Source organism: Streptomyces sp. NPDC025833 (genome assembly GCF_055558055.1).
This window is the reverse complement of the sequence record NZ_JBVHNF010000006.1, coordinates 86,757-104,015: the sequence shown is the minus strand read 5'-3', so window position 1 is coordinate 104,015 and position 17,259 is coordinate 86,757. Positions and strand designations below refer to the sequence as shown.

Here is a 17,259-nt window from a genome sequence, read left to right as displayed (position 1 = left end):
GGCCGCGGCTTTGCTTGGATGAGGCCATGAACCCTGCTGACGAGATCCTCGACATCGTCGACGAGCACGACCGGGTCGTCGACCAGTGCCCGCGCGGCGAGGCGTACGCCCGCGGACTGCGCCACCGCTGCGTGTTCGTCCAGGCCCGGGACGCGGCCGGGCGCCTCTTCGTGCACCGGCGCACGGCGACGAAGCTGGTGTTCCCCGCGCTGTACGACATGTTCGTCGGCGGGGTCGTCGGCGCGGGCGAGTCCTACGACGAGGCGGCGCTGCGGGAGGCCGAGGAGGAGCTGGGCGTGACCGGGCTCCCCCGTCCGGCGTACCTGTTCAAGTTCCTGTACGAGGACGGCGCCGGGAACAGCTGGTGGTCCGCGGTGTACGAGGTGCGCTGCGAGCTGCCCGTGCGCCCGCAGCCGGAGGAGGTGCAGTGGCACGCCTTCCTGCCCGAGGAGGAGGTCGGGCGGCGGCTCGGCACGTGGGAGTGGGTGCCGGACGGGCTGGCGGCGTACGAGCGGCTGCGGGCGTTCCGGGCGGCCCGGTGACCGGCGGGTAGGGTCGGCCGGGTGAGTGAGTTCGAACGGAACATCCGGCTGTGGTTCGCGCCGGAGCGGGTGCGGGACGAGGGAGACACGCCCGACTACCGGTTCTCGCTGGCCAACGAGCGCACCTTCCTGGCCTGGCTGCGCACGGCGCTGGCGCTGATCGGCGGCGGGTTCGCGGTGGACCAGTTCCTGCCGGACCTGGGCTGGACCTGGCGGGTGGGGCTCGCGCTCGCGCTGCTCGGGGCCGGTGTGCTGTGCTCGCTGCGCGCGGTGAACCACTGGGTGCGCTGCGAGCGGGCGATCAGGCGCGGCGAGGACCTGCCGGCGTCGCGGTTCCCGGTGCTGCTGAGCCTGGTCGTGGCGGTCGTGGCCGTCGCGATGGTCGTGGTGGTGCTGGTCGGGTGGGAGAGGTGACGGCCGGGGCGTCCGCGGTGGCCCGGGACCCCGGGCTCCAGCCGGAGCGCACCCGGCTGGCCTGGCGGCGTACGACGCTGTCGGCCGCCGTGGCCGCCGTGCTGGCCGTGCGGGCGACGCTGCACGGGGGCGCGACGGCGCGCGGGATCGTCGCGTGCGCGGTGTGCTGCGCCCTGTGGCTGGGCTTCCTGTGCGTGGCCCACCGCCGGATCCGCGCCCTGGCCTCGGCCGCCCGCCCGCCCGCGCTCGCGCCCCGGCAGGCGACGGCGGCGGCGCTGTGCGCGGTGGCGGTGGCGGTGTGCGCGGTCGCGCTCGTGGTCTAGGGGGCGTCCCGCGGTGTGTCGCGCCCTGCGCCGTCGCCCTGGGGGGCCCCGGTATCCGCGTGCGGGGGCGGCGACGGCGTCCGGCGCCCCGGCGAGCGGTGGGGCGGCGCGGGCCGGTGCCCTTCAGATTCGCCCGGCGTACTCGTGCGCCGAGCAGGCGGTGTGCCCGGGGTCCTCGTACGCCGCGCGAGTGGTACGCCGGTGTGCCCGGCCCCGCGCGCGGCACCTGTATGTACGCCGGAACCCTTCGAAGGTGCGCGCCATGACCACCGTCCACCAGGAACACGCCGGGCACGGGACGCACGGCCACGGGCCGGGCCGCGGGCACAGCGCCGCGCCCCACGGCGACCACGCCCGCGACGGCCGTCTGCACCGCGAGCACCCGGGCCGCTGGGACGGGTGCGAGCCGTCCGGCTGGCTCGTGCACGAGGGCCACGAGCCCGTGCACCACGACGCGTGCGGGCACGCGCAGGTGGCGCACGGCGGCCGCGTCGGCCACCTGCACGACGGGCACCTGCACGCCGAGCACGGGGACCACCGGGACGACCACTGACCCGGCGGGACCCTCGTGGCCCCCGTCACGTTCGCGCCGATCTTCGCGTCACCCCCTGGACGGCATACCGACCGGTCGGCATCATGAGTCGGGTCCGGTTCACCCGTCCCTGGGAGTGATGCATGAGCGCCGACCACCCGCCCGGTCTCGACCCGCACCGGCTGCGCGCCGTGCTCGACCGCGAGCGCCCCGGCCTGGTCGACGGCCCGCTCACCGGACGGCTGATCGAGGGCGGACGGTCGAACCTCACCTACGCGCTCACCGACGGCACCTCGAAGTGGGTCGTCCGCCGGCCCCCGCTCGGTCATGTGCTGGCCACCGCGCACGACATGAGGCGCGAACACCGCGTCATCAGCGCCCTGCACCCGACCCGGGTGCCGGTCCCCCGCCCGGTGCTGCTGTGCGAGGACGAGGAGGTGCTCGGAGCGCCGTTCTACGTCATGGAGTTCGTCGAGGGCACGCCGTACCGCACCGCCGCGGAGCTGGCCCCGCTCGGCGCCGGGCGCACCCGCGACGCGGTGCTCGGCCTGGTGGACACCCTGGTCGAACTGCACTCCGTGGACCCCGCCGAGGCCGGCCTCGCCGACTTCGGGCGCCCGGAGGGCTTCCTGGAGCGGCAGCTGCGCCGCTGGGGCAAGCAGCTCGACGCCTCCCGCGACCGCGAACTGCCTGGCATCGACGAGCTGCACACGGCGCTCGGCCGGGCCCTGCCCGTCTCCCCCGCCCCGGCGGTCGTGCACGGCGACTACCGGCTGGACAACGTCCTGATCGGTGACGACGACGAGATCAAGGCGGTCCTGGACTGGGAGATGTCCACGCTCGGCGACCCACTGACCGACCTCGGCCTGCTGGTGATGTACAGCCGGCCGCTCGGCATGGCCGACTCGCCCGTCTCCACCACCGCCGAGGCCCCGGGCCACCCCGACCCGCGGGAGCTGATCGAGCGGTACGCGGCCCGCTCCGGCCGGGACGTCACGGCCGTCCCCTGGTACACGGCGTTCGCCTGGTTCAAGCTCGCCGTGATCCTGGAGGGCATCCACTACCGGTACACGCTCGGCCAGACCGTCGGCCGCGGCTTCGACCGGATCGGCGACCTCGTGCCCGTCTTCATCGACCACGGACTGACCACGCTCCAGGAAGGCTGACCGGACATGGACTTCGCGTTCGACGCACGCACCGAGGAACTGCGCGCCAGGCTCCTCGCCTTCATGGACGAGTACGTGTACCCGGCCGAGACGGTCGCCGAGGAGCAGCGGGCCGCGCTCGCCTCGCCATGGGACACCCCGGCCGTGGTCGGGGAGCTGAAGGCCGAGGCCCGCAGGCAGGGGCTGTGGAACCTGTTCCTCCCCGACGAAGGGCTCGGGGCCGGGCTGACGAACCTCCAGTACGCGCCGCTCGCCGAGATCACCGGCCGCTCCCCGCACCTCGCGCCCACCGCGACCAACTGCGCGGCACCGGACACCGGGAACATGGAGGTGCTGGCGCAGTTCGGCACCGAGGAGCAGCGCAAGCGGTGGCTGGAGCCGCTGCTGGCCGGCGAGATCCGCTCGGCGTTCGCGATGACCGAGCCGGAGGTGGCCTCCTCGGACGCCACCAACATCACCACGCACATCGAGCGGGACGGCGACGAGTACGTCGTCACCGGCCGCAAGTGGTACATCTCCGGGGCGATGAACCCCGACTGCCGGATCTTCATCGTGATGGGCAAGACCGACCCCGGCGGGACGGACATCCGCCGCCAGCAGTCCATGGTCCTGGTCCCGCGGGACACCCCCGGCGTCACCGTCAGCCGGGCCATGCGGGTCTTCGGCTACGAGGACCACGCCCACGGCGGCCACGCCGAGGTCGTCTTCGACCACGCGCGCGTGCCGGCGGCGAACCTGATCGGCGCGGAGGGCGGCGGCTTCGCCATCGCGCAGGCCCGGCTCGGGCCCGGCCGGATCCACCACTGCATGCGGCTGATCGGCATGGCCGAGCGGGCGATCGAGCTGATGTGCCGGCGGGCGGTGTCCCGTACGGCCTTCGGCCAGGAGCTGGCCCGGCAGGGCGTGGTCCGGAACTGGATCGCGGACGCCCGGGTCACCGTCGAGCAGCTCCGGCTGCTGGTGCTGAAGACGGCCTGGCTGATGGACACGGTCGGCAACAAGGGCGCGCACACGGAGATCCAGGCCATCAAGATCGCCACTCCGCGCGCGGTGGCCGGCATCCTGGACCGCGCCATCCAGCTCCACGGCGCGGGCGGGGTGAGCCAGGACTTCCCGCTGGCCGAGCTGTACGCGAGTGCCCGCACCCTGATGCTCGCCGACGGCCCGGACGAGGTGCACCAGCGGTCGCTGGCCCGGCGGGAGCTGAAGAAGTACCTGTAGGGCGGCGGCACTTGGCGGAGAAGTCCGCCGGAACGGCCGTTGAGGTCGCGCCCCGATTGTGGTGTCGTACCCCTCCGGGGACCGGCCGGGCGCGGCCGGCGGGTGTCGAGGGGGAAGCGTGGCCGACGCGCTGGAGCACGCGGGGTGGGGTACGGCCGCGGAGTCGTGGGTGACTCTGGAGCGGCTGCTGTCGGTGGTGGGGGCGGGGGCCCTGGAGCTGGACACGGCTCCCGGCGGGCTGGGGGTGGCCGTCGGCGGGATCACGGTCTTGGACGTGCTGGACCCGGAGATCCGGCCGCGGGAGCTGGTGCTCGCCGTCGGGGTCGGCGCCGGATCGGCGCAGGCCGCCGATGTCGTACGGCGGGCCGGCGCGGCCGGGGCCGCCGGCGTGGTGTTCGGGCCGGACCGGCCGCAGGGGCCCACCGGTGCCCTGCGGGAGGTCGCCCGGGAGACCGGTACGGCGATCCTGTTCCGCACCTGGCACCGGTGGGACGAACTGGTGGCGGTGCTCCGGGCCGGGCTGACGGCGGCGGGAGCGGTGCCGTCGCCCGCGACCCGGGGCCCGGCCCTGGGCGACCTCGACCAGCTCGCGGACGCGGTGGCCGCGCTGGTCGGCGGCTCGGTGACCATCGAGGACACCGAGTCCCGGGTGCTGGCGTACTCCTCGACCGAGGAGAACGTCGACGAGATGCGCCGGCTGACCATCCTCGGGCGCCGGGTCCCCCCGTGGCGGGTGGCCGCCATGCGGGAGGCGGGGTTCTTCCACGCCCTGTGGACCACGGACGACGTGCTGCACCGGCGCGCGCAGGGCGAGAACCCGGAGCGCCTGGTGTGCGCCGTCCGCGCGGGCGGCGAGGTGCTGGGGTCGGTGTGGGTGGCCGCGATCGGGGGCCGGCCGCTGGCCCCGGCCGCGGCGGAGGCCCTGCGCGCGGCGTCCCGGGAGGCCGCCGGGCACCTGCTGCACCACCGCACGCGCGGTGCGGACGGCCGGCTCGCGGAGGACGCGGCCCGTGCGCTGCTGGCGGACCGCGGGTCCGCGGAGGTGCTCGCCGAGCGTGCGTCCCTGCCGGCCCGGGAGCCGTGCGCCGTCCTCGCGGTGGCCGTCGGCCCCGGCTCGCCCGGCGCGGCCGCGCCCGGGGACCCGGCGCGTCTGTACGGGCTGCTGGCGCTGCACTGCGCGGCGCTCGGCCACCGGATCGTGGTGGTGCCGGCGGGCGGCCGGGCGCTGGTCCTGGTCGCCGCGCTGGACCGGGATCCGGACCGGGCCCGGGAGCAGGTGACGCGGCTCGCCACGTCGCTGACGGCGCAGTTGTCGGCCACGGCGGGCACGCCGGTGCGGGCGGGGCTGGGCGAGGTGGTGCCGGCGCTGGCGCGGGCCGCCGAGTCGCGCCGGACCGCCGAGCAGGCGCTCACCGCGCTCACCCGGGCCGGGGACGGGCGCACGGTCGCACGGGTGGCGGACGTGGCCGACACGATCGGTGTCCTCCAGGTGCTCGACGCGCTGCGCGACCTGGAGCTGCCGTCGGCGACCTCGGTCGCGCGGCTCGACGCGTTCGACGCCGGGCACGGCGGCAACCGCCTCGTGGAGTCCCTGCGGGCCTACCTCGACCACTTCGGCGACGTCTCCGCCGCCGCGCGCAGCCTGTCGGTGCACCCCAACAGCCTGCGGTACCGGCTGGGCCGGATCACCGCCGTCTCCGGACTGGACCTCGACAGCCCGGACGCCCGGCTCCTGGCCCACCTGCAATTACGACTCCGCGACGCGAGCGGCGATCCGGGGGCGGGGCGGTAGGGGTGGGGGCGGGGCGGTGACCCGGGGCGCGCCGACGAGATCGGGGGCGGGGCGGTGGGACCGCGGGCGCGCCGACGAAGCCCGGGGCAGGCCGGTGAGGCACAGGGCGGGCCGGCAAGACCCCGACGGACCGGCAAGACCGGGAGTGGGCCGGCGTAACCCGGACGGGCCGGCACGGCCGGAGACCGGGCGGTGGGACCCGACGGACCCGCGAGACCTGGGAGGGCCGGCCGGTAGGACCACAGGCGGGTCGGTAGGACCCGGAGCCGGCCAGCGTGCCCCGGGACGGGTCGGCGAAGCCCGAGGGCGGACCGGCAGGATCCGGGCCGGGCCCACAACACCCGGGGGCGGACCGGCAGGACCAGGAACCGGGCAGCCGAACCGGGGACCGTGCGGCAGAACCCGAGACGGACCCGCAAGACCCGACACGGGCCGGTAGGACCAGAGGCCGCGCGGTAGAACCCGGGACCAGCCGGCAGCACCCGGGACGGAACCGGCACCGCCCAGGACGGGCCTGCGCCACCCGGGACGGTCTGGCGGCACCCGGACGGACCGGCCGGGCCAGGAACCGGGCGGCCGAGCCCGGTGCGCGGTGAGCGCGCCTCTGCCGCCGGGGCGCTCCGCGCTTCCCGTCGCGTTCGTCTTCCCGTACGAACGCGCCCCCTCCGCCGGCGCGCCCGGACTCCCGGATTCGTCCGCGCCCACGAAAGCGCGGTGCCGTCTTCGGCGCCGGGCACAACGGCGCGGCCGGCGTGCGCCGTCGCCCGGCCTGGGCGCCGTAGGGGCGCGTGCGGCTTTGCCGAACCGACGATGACCGGCCCGGGCGCGCCCGGCAGCCTGGGAACGTGCTCGGGGAAGCCACCCCGAACACCTGGTCTCCCCACCGGAGGGTGCCCCATGACCGCTGTGACCCCCGCCGCCGCGCGGCGCGAACGCATTCTGCAGGAGGCCGTGCGCCGGCGGCTGCTGGAGCCGGAGCAGTCGCTGCTGGCCGGCTTCGTCGACCTCGACGGCGTCGAGGCGACGGCCCGGTCCCTGCACGACGCCTTCCCCGGCGCGCCCGAACTGCCCGGCGTGCTCCACTCGTTCGCCGCGAAGGCCAACTGCCTGGTGCCCGTCCTGGCGGAGCTGCGCCGGCTGGACCTCGGCTGCGAGGTCGCCACCGCGGGCGAGCTGGCCCGGGCGCTGGCGGCCGGGTTCCCGGCCGACCGGATCGTCTACGACGCCCCGGCCAAGACCCGGACGGAGCTGGAGCGGGCCCTGTCCTTGGGGGTGACCGTCAACGCGGACAACTTCCAGGAACTGGAGCGGATCGCCCGGCTGGTCGGCGGCCGCACCCCGGCGTCGCGGATCGGGGTGCGGCTGAACTGCCAGGTCGGCAGCGGTGCCATCGCCGCGATGAGCACCGCCACCAGCACCTCGAAGTTCGGTGTCCCGCTGACCGATCCCGGCAACCGCGAGCGGCTGCTGCGGGCGTTCGGCGAACACCCGTGGCTGACCTGGGTGCACACGCACACCGGGTCCCAGGGCTGCCCGCTGGACCTGATGGCGCGCGGGGTGGCCCAGGCGGTGGACTTCGCCGACCAGGTGACGGCGGCCTTCGGCGAGGGCCGGGTCCCGGGCATCGACATCGGCGGCGGGCTGCCCGTCAACTTCGCCGACGACGAGGTCACGCCCACGTTCGCGACGTACGTCGAGCAGTTGAGGACGCACGCGCCGAAGCTCTTCGAGGGGCGGTACGAGGTCGTCACCGAGTTCGGCCGCTCGCTCCTGGCGAAGAACGGCTTCATGGCGGCCTACGTGGAGTGCACGAAGAGCGCGGGGGGCCGGCCGATCGCGGTGACCCACGCGGGGGTGCAGGTCGCCACCCGGACGGTGTTCGGTCCCGACGCCTGGCCGCTGCGGATCGAGGCGCACGACGGGCAGGGCACGGCCAGGCGGGGCGGGACCGTGCGCCAGGACGTCGCGGGCCCGGCGTGCTTCGCGGGCGACCTGCTGGCCCGGGACCGGGCGCTGCCCCCGCTGCGGCCGGGCGATCTGATCGTGGTCCCGGACACCGGTGCCTACTACTTCTCGACGCCGTTCCACTACAACTCCCTGCCCGAGCCCGCCGTGTACGGCGTCCGGACGGGCGCGGACGGCCGGATCGGGTTCAGCCTGATCCGGCCCGCGCAGGACCCGTGGCACCTCACGGAGCGGGACGGCGTGGGCGTGCTCCCCGAGGACCCGGTGACCGCCGGGGCCGGCGACGTGCGGTGAGGAGCGCCGGGGTGTCCCGGACGGACCGGGAGCGGCCCGGACCGGACGGGCCGCTGCTGACCCAGCGCGCCGCGATCGTCTTCCTGCTGGCCGTGCTGGCGGGTGCCGGGGCCGGCGTCCTCGCGACCCTGTCCGGCAGTGCGTGGCCGGTGGCGGTCAGCGTGGGCGGCGGCACCACCGCCTCCGCCGTCCTGTTCTTCAAGCAGATCATCGGCTAGCGGGGCGCGGGTGCGGGCCCTACGGCCGCAGCGCACGCAGCAGCAGGTCGGCGAGGTGGTCGGCGACCTGCTGGGGGGTGAGGGGGCCGTCGGGCCGGTACCACGTCGACAGGTGGTGGACGGAGCCGAAGTGGTAGTCCACGACCAGGTCGGCCGGGGTCGCGGTGGAGAAGACCCCCTCGCGCTGGCCCTCCTCGACGAGCGCGCGGAAGCGTTCGTGGTAGCGCCGGCGCTCGGCGCGGACCTGCTTGTTCTTCTCCGGGCTCAGGTGGTGCATGGAGCGGAAGAAGATCATCGCGTCGTCGAGGTTCTCGATCGTCGTGACGACGACGTCCGCGGCGGCGCCCCGCAGCCGCTGCTCCACGGGCTCGTCGGCGTCGGCGAAGGTGTCCAGCCGCTCCTGCTGGAGGCGCAGCACGCGCGCGTAGACCTCGTGCAGCAGGTCGTCCTTGGAGCCGAAGTAGTGGTACAGCGCCCCCTTGGTCACGCCGGCCGCCTCCACGATCTCCTGCACGGAGGTGCGGTCGTAGCCCCGCTCGGCGAAGAGCCGGGTGGCGGCGGCCAGCAGCCGCTGCGGGACGGGGGTGCCGTCCGCGTCCGTCGTCCTGGGCACTGCCGCCACCTGCCTTTCCGTGTCGCCGCCGGTCGCCGCCGGTCAGCCCTCGTCGCTCCGGGAACGAAGTTCCCGACGGAGGATCTTCCCACTCGCCGTCTTGGGCAGGTCGGGCAGGATCTCCACCCGCCGCGGGTACTTGTAGGCGGCCAGTCTCTCCTTGCAGTACCCGGCGAGTTCGTCCGGGTCCGCCTCGGCGCCCGGCCGCAGGCTGATGTACGCCTTGACGGTCTCGCCGCGGTACCCGTCGGGCACCCCGACGACGGCCGCCTCGCGGACCGCCGGGTGGGTGTACAGCACGTCCTCGACCTCGCGCGGCCACACCTTGAAGCCGGACGCGTTGATCATGTCCTTCTTGCGGTCCACGACGTACAGCCAGCCCTGCTCGTCCATGAAGCCGATGTCTCCGGTGCGCAGCTCGCCGTCCGGGAAGGTCTCGGCGGTGGCGTCCGGGCGCCGCCAGTAGCCGGGCACCACCTGCGGCCCGCGCACGACGATCTCGCCCTGCCGGCCGAGGGGCACCTCCGCGCCGCGGTCGTCGACGATGCGCACGACGGTGTCCGCGCCGGGCAGGCCGACGGACAGCGTCCCGGAGGCCGGGTCGACGGGCGCCTCCAGGTGGGGCGGGACGGAGGCGCAGGGGGCGGTGCACTCGGTGAGGCCGTAGCCGACGCGGAGGTACGGACCGAAGCGCTCCCGGAACCCCTCCACCAGGGCGGGCGGCACGGGGGCGCCGCCCGAGGACATGTGGACGAAGGAGGTGAAGTGCTCGCGGCCGGCGTCCGGGTGGGCGGCGAGCGCCATGTAGGCGGTGGAGGGGCCGACGGTGTAGTGCGGGCGGTGCTCGGCGAAGGCCGCGAGGACGACGCCGGGGTCGAAGCGGTAGGTGAGCACCAGGGTGCCCGCGCCGGTCAGGCAGGCGCCGAACTGGCAGACCATGCCGGTGATGTGGAAGAGGGGCGCGAGGGCGTGGTAGACGGGCGCCTCGGGCAGGCCGAGTCCGGTGGCCTGGCGCACGGCGTTGTGCATGATGTTGGCGTGCGTGTTGGTGGCGCCCTTGGGGGTGCCGCTCGTGCCGGAGGTGTAGCTGATCAGCGCGATGCCGTCCGGGCGCGGCGCCCGGTCCGCGGGGGCCCGGCCGCCCTGCCGGGCGACGGCCGTCAGGTCGTCGGCGTCCGGGGCCTCGGGCAGCCGTTCGAAGGCGAGCACGCGCGGGTCGTCGCGGGTCTGGAAGTCCCGCTCGCAGGCGGTGAGGACGATCCGCACCGGGGTGCCGTCGGCCGTGTCCCGCAGGTACGTCTCCCAGGCGCGGTCGGAGCAGATCAGCGCGGCGGCGCCGGAGTCCCGCAGGACGTGCGTCATCTCGCCCGACTTGTACATGGGGTTGGCGGGGACGACGGTCGCGCCCGCCTTCCAGGCGCCGAGGACGGCCAGCACGAAGTGCGGGGAGTTCTGGAGCAGGACGGCCACCCGGTCGCCGGGCTCCAGGCCGCGCGCGGCGAGGTGGGCGGCGACGGAGTCGCTCAGCTCGTCGGCCTCGCGGTAGCTCAGGCGGCCGTCGAAGTAGGCGAGGAAGGTGCGGTCGGGGGCCTCGGCGACGGCGTCGCGCAGGGCGTGCACGAGGGAGTCGGCGGGGTCGACCGGGGCGCGCTGGGCCTCGTCGAGCAGCGCGAGCCAGGGCCGGGCGGCGTAGGGGGAGGCGGTCACCGGGCGGCCTCCCACTTCTGCTGGACGTGGTTCATGCGGGCGAGCCACTGGTCGGGTTCGGCGGCGCGTGCCTGGTGGAAGCCGGCGACCTCGGGGTGCGGCAGGATCAGGAAGCGGTCCTCCGCGATGCCCTTCAGCAGCGCGTCGGCCACCGCCTCCGGTGCGATCGCGGTCGGCCTGAGCACCAGGTCGCCCGCGGTGCCGGTGGCGGCCAGCATGTCGGTGCGGACGCCCTGCGGGCAGATGGCGTGGACCTCGACGCCCCGGTGGCGGTAGGTCAGCGACAGCCATTCGGCGAAGGCGAGGGCGCCGTGCTTGGTGACGCTGTAGGAGGGGGCGCCGATCATGGAGAGCAGGCCGGCGGCGGAGACGGTGGAGACGAACCGGCCGTGGCCGCGCTCCAGCCAGCCGGGCAGCAGCGCGTGGGCCGCGCGGACGTGGGCCATCAGGTTGACGTCCCAGGACCTCGCCCAGGTGGTCTCGTCCAGGGTGGTGCCGAGGTCGCCGTCCTCGAAGGCGACGCCCGCGTTGGCGCAGTAGACGTCCACGGTGCCGCCGAGCGCGTCCCGGGCGTCGGCGACGACGGTGGAGGCGTCGCCGGGCACGGCGGTCCCGCCGATCTCCCCGGCCACCGCCTCGGCCTTCGCGGCGTCCAGGTCGTTCACCACGACCCGGGCGCCCTCGGCGGCGAACCGCCGGGCGAGCGCGGCACCGATCCCACCGCCCGCCCCCGTCACGACCACTCCGGCATCCTGTACGGCTCCCACCACCGGTCTCCTTCGCCACGACGCGACTCGGCTCAGCGAGCGTCAGACTAACCGGTCGGTATGTGTAAAAGGAAGGGTGACTGCGCCAACCTCAAGGGGCGTGGGACGGTGCCGCCGCACGGCTCGGCCCCGCGTGCGCGAGAGACACGAACGGTCCGCATGCGCCCACTCACCGGAGGACCCCATGGACCTGTCCCGACGGACCCTTCTCGCCTCGGCGAGCGGCGCGGCCCTGCCGGCGGCGGCGCCCCGGCACGCCGAGCGCCTGCGCACCGGCTTCGAGAGACTCGTGGCCGGCGGCTACGCGCCGCTGGCGGGCCGGCGCGTCGGCATCGTCACCAACCCCACCGGCGTCACCAGGGACGCCCGGCACATCGTCGACGTGATGCACGAGGACCCGCGGGTGCGGCTGACCGCGGTCTTCGGCCCGGAGCACGGCTTCCGCGGCACCGCGCAGGCGGGCGGCTCCGAGGGCCGCTACGACGACCCGGCGACCGGGCTGCCGGTGTACGACACGTACCTCAAGAGCGGTCGGCCGCTCGCGGACGTCTTCACCGCCTCCGGCGTCGACACGGTCGTCTTCGACATCCAGGACGTGGGCGCCCGCTTCTACACGTACATCTGGACCCTGTACGACTGCATGGAGGCGGCCGGGCTCGCCGGCAAGCGCTTCGTCGTCCTGGACCGCCCGAACCCGGTCACCGGCCGGGCGGCCCGGGGCCCGGTGCTGCATCGGGAGTTCGCCACCTTCGTCGGCAGGCAGCCCATCGCGCAGGCGCACGGGATGACCGTCGCCGAGCTGGCCCGCCTGTTCAACGCCGAGTTCCTGGACACGCCCGTGCCGCTGGAGACGGTGCGGATGTCGGGCTGGCGGCGCGACGCGTTCTACGAGGAGTCCGGGCTGCCCTGGGTGCCGCCGAGCCCCAACATGCCGACCGTGGACACGGCGCTGGTGTACGCGGGCACCTGCATGTTCGAGGGCACCAACCTGTCCGAGGGGCGCGGTACCACCCGGCCCTTCGAACTCCTCGGCGCCGAGGGCGTCGACGGCCGCTGGGCCGCCGCGGTGAACGGGCTCGGGCTGCCGGGCGTGCGGTTCCGGGAGGCGTACTTCGCGCCGACGTTCTCCAAGTTCCAGGGCCGGACCGTCGGCGGGGTGCAGATCCACGTGACCGACCGGGCCGCCTTCGACCCCGTGCGCACCGGGATCGCGCTGCTGGTGACGGCGAGGAAGGCGTGGGACGGCTTCGCCTGGCGGTCGGACGGCTGGATCGACAAGCTCACCGGTTCCACCCGGGTGCGCACGATGATCGACGCGGGCGCCGGCACCGACGAGGTGACGGGGGCCTGGCAGGAGGAGCTGGCCGCGTTCCGGCGGATCCGCAGGGAGCACCTGCTGTACAAGTAGCCCGCGGTGGCTGGCCAACTCCCCCTCCCCGCAGGACGATACGGGCGCGGCGCAGCGTGCCGCGGGGAATCGAGGGAGCCGGCATGGCGGATCCGGGAACGGGTGTGGCCCCTTACTGGGAGCTGGTCTTCGACGCGGACGGGGACGTGGACGGCGCCGCGCGCGACCGGCTGCTGACCCAGGTCGCGGAGCGCGGCGTCCGCGACCTGATCGTCTTCGCGCACGGCTGGAACAACGACCGCTCGACCGCGACCGCGCTGTACCGGCGCTTCCTCGCCCCCGTCCCGGCGCTGGCCCCCGGCGCCCGGCTCGGGTACGCCGGGGTGATCTGGCCGTCCATGCGGTTCAGCGACGAGCCGATCCCGGACTTCCCGGCGCGGGCCGCGGCCGTGCGGGCGGCCGCGGCGCCGCGACCGGCGCTGGACGCGGACACCCGGCGCGCGCTGCTGCGGGCCTTCCCGGACCGGGCGGACGTGCTGGACCGGCTGGCCCGGCTGCTGGACGAACGGCCGGCGGGCGCCGCGGGGCCGGCCGAGTTCGGCCGGCTGGCCCGGGTGCTGGCGGACGGCGACCGGGGGCCGGGCGACACGGACGAGCCCGGTGATCCGGCCCTGCTGGCCGCGGACCCGGTGCCGGTGTGCGAGCGGTTCGCCGACGCGCTGACCGTGCTCGGCGCGGCGGGCGGCGGGGCCGGGTTCAGCCTGCCGGACCCGTGGGACGGCGCGAAGGAACTGCTGCGGCAGGTGACGTACCACCGGATGAAGCGGCGGGCCGGCACGGTCGGCGAGCACGGGCTCGGGCCGCTGCTCGGACGGCTGGCCGGTGCGGCGCCCGGGGTGCGGGTGCACCTGGTCGGGCACAGCTTCGGCGGCCGGCTGGTGGCGTTCGCGGTGCGCGGGCTGCCCGGGCCGGTGCGCGCGGTGAAGTCCGTGACCCTGTTCCAGGGCGCCTTCTCGCACCACGCGTTCGCGGACCGGCTGCCGCACGCCCCGGACCGGACCGGGGTGCTCAAGGACGTGCCCGGGCGGGTCGACGGCCCCCTGGTGTGCTGCCATTCGCGGTTCGACGCGGCGCTCGGCACGTTCTACCCGCTGGCCTCGCGGCTCGCCGGGGACGACCGGACGTGCGCGGGCGCCGAGATCGCGGCCGTACTGGGTCCGCGCTGGGGCGCCCTGGGGCACGACGGGGTGCAGGCGGTGCCGGGCACCGTGCGCCTGGACCTGGCCGCGGCCCTGAGCCGTCCGCTGCCCGCGGCGGGCTGCGTGAACGTGGACGCCGCGGCCGTGGTCCGGCAGGGGGGCGCGCCGTCCGGGGCGCACAGCGACATCGTGCACCCCGAACTGGCGCGGCTGGTGCTGGCGGCGGGCCGCATCGCCTGACCCGCCGCCGGGTTGGGCGTCAGCGGTGTGAGGTGAACTCCACGACCTGCTGGTAGGTCGGCCGGTTCTGCCAGCCGATCCGGCCGTGCTTGATGCCGCCCAGGGCGCGCTGGGCGATGGAGTCGGCGCACCACTGGTCGCCGGCGGAGCACTGGTCGTCGCCCGGGTAGACCTGGGCGGCGGTCAGGCCGGCCGCCTGCTTGAGCGTGGCGACCAGGATGTCGCGGCAGGAGCCGAGGCTGCCGCCGCCGCAGTAGGTGCGCGCCAGGCCGCCGCGCACGGGCTCGCCGAGCACCGCCCGGATGTCCTTGTCGACATAGCTCCACCAGCCGTACTGGAAGGCGCTGCCGGCGTGCGAGCCGGTCGGGCCGTGTCCGGCGGACGGGGACTCGTCGATCGGCACGTTGGCGGTGAAGGCCCGGTAGAGGTCGCTGCCCAGGCCGGGTTCGAACTCCGCCTTCACCAGCAGCGGCCACCAGGCGTCCAGGATGCGGATCGCGTCGGCGTGGGCGTACGTCTTCGAGCCCGCCGAGGTCTCGGCGCGCCTGCCGCCCGCGGTCGCCCACGCCTGGAGCCTGTTCACCGCGTCGGCGACCGCGGGGTCCGTGACCGCGGCGGAGCCGACCACCTTGAGCAGTCTGGGCAGGACGTCCTCGGCGCGCAGGTCGGTGACGCCGGCTTCGGCCATGGCCTGCACCAGCTTCGCCCTGGTCACGCCGCCGGCCGCGACGAGCTTCCTGACCCGGTCGTCCAGCAGGTTCCCGCGGTGCACGGAGCCGTCCGCCCAGGAGGCGGCCGCGTACCCTTCGGCCTGCTTGTTGTTCCAGGAGACGTAGTAGTCCTGGTCGAGCGAGTTGGGGTGGGCGGACGCCGGGGTGTAGTCGGCCGTGTTGGTGGCGGGGTCCCAGTTCCGCCACTCGTAGGCGGGCTGCGCCCACACCGGGAAGTCGCTGTCGACGCCGCTCGCCCGGACCGGGTTGTCGCCGCTGTTGTAGTACGCGGTGTGCTCGGAGTCGGCGTAGAACCAGTTGAAGGTGAAGTTGATGTGCTGGGCCGCGTTCTGGAAGTCCTGCGGGCCCTTGACGTAGTCCGGGTCGTTGAGCATCTGGAAGCCGATGATCGAGTCGGCCTCGTGCAGGTAGGAGGAGCGGAGGGTGGCGTAGGCGACCTTCTTGCCGCCGACGGTCGCCCGGTAGGCCACCGGCCCGTACGCGGTGCGCCACACGCGCATGGTGTACGAGCCCGCGGCCGTGCCGTCGGCCACGGTCGGCTTCCAGGCGTTCTTCTGCTCCAGCTTCTCCATGGCGGTGCAGGTGCCGCGGTACAGGTAGTGGTAGTCGTCCTGGCACAGCTCGACCGCGTAGGTGTCGATGATGTCCTGGCCGGAGGTGGTGGCGCTCCAGGAGTAGTCCTGGCCGCGGCCGAGTTCGACGTACATGCTCAGGCCCGCGAAGGAGGCGCCGCGGGCGCTGATGCCCGGGCCCTGGATCTCCTGGAGCAGCAGGAGCTGCGGGGCGAAGTAGCCGGTCTGCGGTCCGAAGACGGCGATCGGATGGCCGCCGGCGGTGTACTTGCCGCCGACCACGAGGGCGTTGGACATGCCGCGCCGGGCGGAACCCGTCACCGCCCGGGCGGCCGCGGCGGAGCCGTCGCGGGCGGCGGCGGTGGCCGCGCTGCCCGTGCGGTCGTAGACGAGGGGTTCCGCGGTGACCGAGCCGGCGTCGGGCAGGGCCCCGCCGCGGGCGGCGGCGGGCTTGGCGCCGTAGGGGAAGCTCCGGCCGTCGTGGAGGGTGAGGACGGCCTCGGGGTCGTTGCGTTCGCGGAACGACTCCCAGACCCGGGTGCCCTCCTCGACGCCGTACTTCTGCTGGGCGGCGAGCAGGGACATGGCGTTGTCGACCTCGCCGCCGCCGCCGGAGCCGAACAGCGAGCCGATCACGGAGGCCAGCGCCACGAGGTCGGTGACCTTGAAGTGCTCGATGGTGCCGGCGTTGGTGATGGAGTCCTTGTGGCCGGTGAGGACGTACTCGCCGGGGAAGTAGCGGCCGCTGTCGGAGGCGTCGATGTAGGCGTTGATGCCGTCGAGGTAGGCCTTGACGTCGCCGAGCGCCTGCTGGCCGCGGGCGCCGTTGTTCGCCACGGCGCTGTCGATCTGCGCCTGGAGGTCGGCCTCGGTGTAGGGCGCGTTGCGGTAGAACTGCTGCTCCAGGCCCTGGTTGGCGGGCGCGCCGCCCGCGAAGCCGGTCAGCCGGCCGCGGCCCACGTGCCGGAAGACGTCCATCAGCCAGAGCCGGTCCTCGGCCGCCGCGTACCCGGCGCCGAACTCGGTGCCGTACCGGGTGGTGCCCGTGATGTGCGGTACGCCGGTCTTCTTGTCGCGCACGATGCTCACGTCGCCGCGGCCGGCCGGTTTCTCGGTGGAGGCGACCTGGTCGGCGGGGACGCCGAACGACGCGTCGTTGAAGAAGGTGTTTATCTTCGCGTCGGTGAGGCCCGAGTAGCCGGTGGCCAGGCCGGCGTACGGGCCGAGCTGGTCCTCGGCGTGCGACGGCTGGGTGCCGAAGGCCTGGTTGAGCAGGATCTGGGCGAGGGTCGCGTTGCCGTTCTCACCTGGCGGCAGGATGTCCGAACACCGGCCGCCGCAGTGGTCGTTGGCGGCCGTCGCGCCGGCCGCCGCCGTCGCTGTCTGGGTGAGGGGGGCGAGAAGACCGGCGACGAGTATGCATACGGACGCTGTCTTCAGGAACCCGAAGGGAGAGCGAGACGTTCTCAGTCTGTCGAGGACGGTACGTGGGGTTCGCCGTGGCATGGCGGCTCCTAGCGACTGGGGTGGCCGAACGTTACCGCCGGTATCCCCCGGTTAAAAGATGAACATGCGTCACTTTCTGGAGTCCGCAAGGGGAGACCGGAGAAGAGAT

At 74.8% G+C, this 17,259-nt stretch carries 15 protein-coding genes; 11 read left to right on the top strand and 4 right to left on the bottom strand.

What is annotated here, in order from left to right; translation table 11 throughout:
* Window positions 1–26 precede the first annotated feature (26 nt).
* The 9 genes from ACZ4K2_RS11935 to ACZ4K2_RS11895 all read left to right on the top strand — a co-directional run bounded on the left by ACZ4K2_RS11935 (window position 27) and on the right by ACZ4K2_RS11895 (window position 8,467).
* Window positions 27–542: an NUDIX hydrolase gene (locus ACZ4K2_RS11935; RefSeq protein WP_467473010.1), complete on the top strand. Its 516-nt coding sequence runs from the start codon at window positions 27–29 to the stop codon at window positions 540–542.
* Window positions 543–563: 21 nt separating this feature from the next.
* Window positions 564–956, top strand: coding sequence for a YidH family protein (locus ACZ4K2_RS11930; RefSeq protein WP_467473008.1), 393 nt, complete (start codon window positions 564–566; stop codon window positions 954–956).
* On the top strand, window positions 944–1,279 hold the full coding sequence (locus tag ACZ4K2_RS11925) for a DUF202 domain-containing protein (protein WP_467473006.1): 336 nt from the start codon (window positions 944–946) through the stop codon (window positions 1,277–1,279). Before ACZ4K2_RS11930 ends, ACZ4K2_RS11925 begins: the two co-directional genes overlap by 13 nt.
* A 262-nt stretch (window positions 1,280–1,541) precedes the next feature.
* Window positions 1,542–1,832, top strand: coding sequence for a hypothetical protein (locus ACZ4K2_RS11920; protein ID WP_467473004.1), 291 nt, complete (start codon window positions 1,542–1,544; stop codon window positions 1,830–1,832).
* Between the two features lie 122 nt (window positions 1,833–1,954).
* Window positions 1,955–2,977 carry a phosphotransferase family protein gene (locus tag ACZ4K2_RS11915; protein ID WP_467473002.1) on the top strand — a complete coding sequence of 341 codons (1,023 nt, stop codon included), beginning with the start codon at window positions 1,955–1,957 and terminating at the stop codon, window positions 2,975–2,977.
* 6 nt (window positions 2,978–2,983) lie between these two features.
* Complete coding sequence (locus ACZ4K2_RS11910) at window positions 2,984–4,198, top strand: acyl-CoA dehydrogenase family protein (RefSeq protein WP_467472999.1); 1,215 nt, start codon at window positions 2,984–2,986, stop codon at window positions 4,196–4,198.
* Window positions 4,199–4,316: 118 nt separating this feature from the next.
* Window positions 4,317–5,990, top strand: a complete 1,674-nt coding sequence (locus ACZ4K2_RS11905; RefSeq protein ID WP_467472997.1) for a PucR family transcriptional regulator — start codon at window positions 4,317–4,319, stop codon at window positions 5,988–5,990.
* Between the two features lie 897 nt (window positions 5,991–6,887).
* Window positions 6,888–8,249 carry a type III PLP-dependent enzyme domain-containing protein gene (locus ACZ4K2_RS11900; RefSeq protein ID WP_467472994.1) on the top strand — a complete coding sequence of 454 codons (1,362 nt, stop codon included), beginning with the start codon at window positions 6,888–6,890 and terminating at the stop codon, window positions 8,247–8,249.
* An 11-nt stretch (window positions 8,250–8,260) separates the two neighbouring features.
* Complete coding sequence (locus ACZ4K2_RS11895) at window positions 8,261–8,467, top strand: hypothetical protein (RefSeq protein WP_467472992.1); 207 nt, start codon at window positions 8,261–8,263, stop codon at window positions 8,465–8,467.
* Between the two features lie 19 nt (window positions 8,468–8,486).
* On the opposite strand, the gene ACZ4K2_RS11890 is transcribed toward ACZ4K2_RS11895, so the two are convergent.
* Genes ACZ4K2_RS11890 through ACZ4K2_RS11880 form a run of 3 tightly spaced genes read right to left on the bottom strand, consistent with a single transcriptional unit; the run spans window position 8,487 to window position 11,557 of the window.
* Entirely contained in the window at window positions 8,487–9,080 is a 594-nt protein-coding gene (locus ACZ4K2_RS11890; protein ID WP_467472990.1) for a TetR/AcrR family transcriptional regulator, read from the bottom strand.
* Window positions 9,081–9,122: 42 nt separating this feature from the next.
* A complete protein-coding gene (locus ACZ4K2_RS11885; protein ID WP_467472989.1) occupies window positions 9,123–10,787 on the bottom strand; it encodes a class I adenylate-forming enzyme family protein in 1,665 nt (554 codons plus the stop codon).
* Window positions 10,784–11,557 (bottom strand): SDR family oxidoreductase, encoded by a 774-nt coding sequence (locus ACZ4K2_RS11880; RefSeq protein WP_467472987.1) that lies wholly within the window; start codon window positions 11,555–11,557, stop codon window positions 10,784–10,786. Before ACZ4K2_RS11880 ends, ACZ4K2_RS11885 begins: the two co-directional genes overlap by 4 nt.
* 181 nt (window positions 11,558–11,738) lie before the next feature.
* On the opposite strand from ACZ4K2_RS11880, the gene ACZ4K2_RS11875 reads away from it, so the two are divergent.
* On the top strand, window positions 11,739–12,962 hold the full coding sequence (locus ACZ4K2_RS11875) for an exo-beta-N-acetylmuramidase NamZ family protein (protein WP_467472984.1): 1,224 nt from the start codon (window positions 11,739–11,741) through the stop codon (window positions 12,960–12,962).
* Window positions 12,963–13,045: 83 nt separating this feature from the next.
* Window positions 13,046–14,341: a serine-threonine protein kinase gene (locus ACZ4K2_RS11870; protein WP_467472982.1), complete on the top strand. Its 1,296-nt coding sequence runs from the start codon at window positions 13,046–13,048 to the stop codon at window positions 14,339–14,341.
* A 19-nt stretch (window positions 14,342–14,360) separates the two neighbouring features.
* On the opposite strand, the gene ACZ4K2_RS11865 is transcribed toward ACZ4K2_RS11870, so the two are convergent.
* Window positions 14,361–17,150, bottom strand: a complete 2,790-nt coding sequence (locus ACZ4K2_RS11865; protein WP_467472980.1) for a penicillin acylase family protein — start codon at window positions 17,148–17,150, stop codon at window positions 14,361–14,363.
* Window positions 17,151–17,259 lie beyond the last annotated feature (109 nt).

Excerpts from the sequence above, each read along its gene's own strand:
- ACZ4K2_RS11865 (WP_467472980.1), bottom strand. The coding sequence starts at position 17,150 with ATGCCACGGCGAACCCCACGTACCGTCCTCGACAGACTGAGAACGTCT.
- ACZ4K2_RS11915 (WP_467473002.1), top strand. The coding sequence starts at position 1,955 with ATGAGCGCCGACCACCCGCCCGGTCTCGACCCGCACCGGCTGCGCGCC.
- ACZ4K2_RS11875 (WP_467472984.1), top strand. The coding sequence starts at position 11,739 with ATGGACCTGTCCCGACGGACCCTTCTCGCCTCGGCGAGCGGCGCGGCC.
- ACZ4K2_RS11935 (WP_467473010.1), top strand. The coding sequence starts at position 27 with ATGAACCCTGCTGACGAGATCCTCGACATCGTCGACGAGCACGACCGG.
- ACZ4K2_RS11920 (WP_467473004.1), top strand. The coding sequence starts at position 1,542 with ATGACCACCGTCCACCAGGAACACGCCGGGCACGGGACGCACGGCCAC.
- ACZ4K2_RS11870 (WP_467472982.1), top strand. The coding sequence starts at position 13,046 with ATGGCGGATCCGGGAACGGGTGTGGCCCCTTACTGGGAGCTGGTCTTC.
- ACZ4K2_RS11900 (WP_467472994.1), top strand. The coding sequence starts at position 6,888 with ATGACCGCTGTGACCCCCGCCGCCGCGCGGCGCGAACGCATTCTGCAG.
- ACZ4K2_RS11910 (WP_467472999.1), top strand. The coding sequence starts at position 2,984 with ATGGACTTCGCGTTCGACGCACGCACCGAGGAACTGCGCGCCAGGCTC.